Source organism: Acidobacteriota bacterium (genome assembly GCA_028875725.1).
Classification (GTDB): Bacteria; Acidobacteriota; Thermoanaerobaculia; order Multivoradales; family Multivoraceae; genus Multivorans.
Genome location: JAPPCR010000004.1, coordinates 1 through 2156, shown reverse-complemented (window position 1 = coordinate 2156; position 2156 = coordinate 1). Strand labels below are relative to the sequence as shown.

The 2156-nt window shown below is 68.3% G+C and carries 2 protein-coding genes; one reads left to right on the top strand and one right to left on the bottom strand.

All coding sequences use genetic code 11. The annotated features are described in order from the left end of the window. Window positions 1-482: 482 nt before the first annotated feature. On the bottom strand, window positions 483-719 hold the full coding sequence (locus OXI49_00180) for a hypothetical protein (GenBank protein MDE2688911.1): 237 nt from the start codon (window positions 717-719) through the stop codon (window positions 483-485). On the opposite strand from OXI49_00180, the gene OXI49_00175 reads away from it, so the two are divergent. Next, on the top strand, window positions 712-2109 hold the full coding sequence (locus OXI49_00175) for a hypothetical protein (protein MDE2688910.1): 1398 nt from the start codon (window positions 712-714) through the stop codon (window positions 2107-2109). The two genes, OXI49_00180 and OXI49_00175, sit on opposite strands and share 8 nt — an antisense overlap. Window positions 2110-2156 lie beyond the last annotated feature (47 nt).

Below are 2156 nucleotides of genomic sequence, written 5' to 3'. Positions count from 1 at the left end.
TTCTAGCCTGAATTCCCATTCTTGGGGAGAGGCATGACGCGAGACGGCCGCATTTTCTGGATTCCCCAGGCTCTCATTGGCTTGTCGCCGACAGTTCATCACATGATTGGTTCGCAGTAGTAACAATAATCGTAAGATCATTATGGAAGCCGCGAGCGTCGCCCGGCATGGCGGCGGCGGAATTCCCGCGCCGGTCGCCCCCGCGATGCATGTCCCCAGGTGGCTCTTGTCCCGGAAAACAACATGATCTTGCGCCCGGCCGTTCTTCAGCCACGTTCCCTTGACATCGACACCGCATCAGGCGGTTGACAGGGAGTGCCCATGATGATATTGTGACAATGTGTATTTTGTGCAGCAACGAAGATTATGAGCATCAAGGACGCCTTCCTCAAGCCGCAGAACCCGGCACAGAGACGGTACGAGGCCCTCAGGGCCCGCTATGTCGACGGCATGGACTGCAGGGCCGCAGCCGAGGCCTTCGGCTACAGCGTCGGGTCCTTCCGCAACCTCTGCTCCGCGTTCCGTGCCGATCCCGGCTGGGCCTTCTTCCAGCCGCCGCAGAGGCCGAAGGAGGCGCCGCCGCCGGGGATCGCGGCCACGCGCGGGCGCCGCAACGACCGCATCCTGGCCCTGCGCCGGGAGCGGCAGATGTCCATCCACCAGATCGTCGACGTCCTCGGCGCCGAGGGCTGTCCCGCCAGCCCGTCGACCGTGGCCAAGGTGATCCGCGAGGCCGGGCTGGCGCGGCTGCCCCGGCGCTCGGCGGCGGTGCTGGCGGACATCGTCGGCCCCGACGTCGCGCCGGTCGCCGACCATCGTGCCTTCCGCATCGAGGACGGCGCCTTCCGCACCCGCTTCGGCGGGCTGTTCGTCTTCGCCCCGATGCTGGTGGCCCTCGATCTCGACCGGCTGCTCGACGAGGCGGCCATGCCGGGGAGCGCCATGATCCCCGCGCCCGCCGCCTGGCGCGCGCTGCTCGCCCTCAAGCTCTGGGGCATCGGCCGGCCCGCGCAGGCCATGGCCGAGGTCTTCGATCCCGGCCTGGCGCTCTTCGCCGGCCTCAACGCCATGCCCAAGCGCTCGACGCTCACCGAATACAGCACGCGGGTCGACCCGCGCCGGCTGCCCGTGCTGATGCGCGCGTGGAACCAGGCCGTCCGCGACCAGGGCCTGCGTCCCGGCGCCTCGTTCGACCTCGACTTCCACACAATCCCCTACCATGGCGACCAGGCGCTGATCGAGAAGCACTACGTCTCCAAGCGCTCGCGCCGCCAGAACGGGGTTCTCGCCTTCCTCGCCCGCGACGCCGAGGCCCGCGTGTTCTGCTACGCCGACGCCACCGTCCGCAAGGACCGCCAGAACGACGCCATCCTCGACTTCGTCGCGGACTGGCTCGAGGAGACCGGCAGCCTGCCGGGCGAGCTGGTCTTCGACAGCCGCCTCACCACCCGCGCGAACCTGGCCGAGATCGACAGGCAGGGCATCGCCTTCCTCACCCTGCGCCGGCGCTCGAAGAGGATCATGGCCGCGTTCCGCGCGCGTCCCGAGGCCGACTGGCGCCGCATCCGCCTCGCCAACATCGGCCGCCGCTACCGCACGCCGCGGATCATCGACGAGACCATCCGCCTGCCGCAGTATCCCGGCGAGATCCGCCAGATCGCGATCGCCGGGCTCGGCCACGACGACCCGGTCCTGCTCGTGACCAACCAGATGCGGGCGCGGCCCGCCGACCTCGTCGACCGCTATGCGCGGCGCATGGTCATCGAGAACCAGATCGCCGAGACCATCGACTTCTTCCACATGGACGCGCTCTCCGCCGCCGTGCCCATGCGCATCAACACCGACCTCCAGCTCACCCTCATGGCGAGCGGGCTCTACAGGCTCCTGGCAGACAGGATCGGCAACGGGCAGAGGAGCGCGCGGGCAAGGACCCTGTTTCGCAGCTTCATCGACGCCACCGCAACCGTCACCGTTTCCGAGCACGCGGTGCGCGTCCGATTCGCGCGGCGGGCGCACAACCCGATGATGGTCAACGCCGGCTTCGCCGATGCCGAGACCGTCGTGCCATGGCTCGGAGGGCGGGCCCTGAAGCTCGAATTCGGGCCGTGAAACCCGTCATCCGTCACCGCTCCCCAAGGCATGGGAATTCAGGCTAG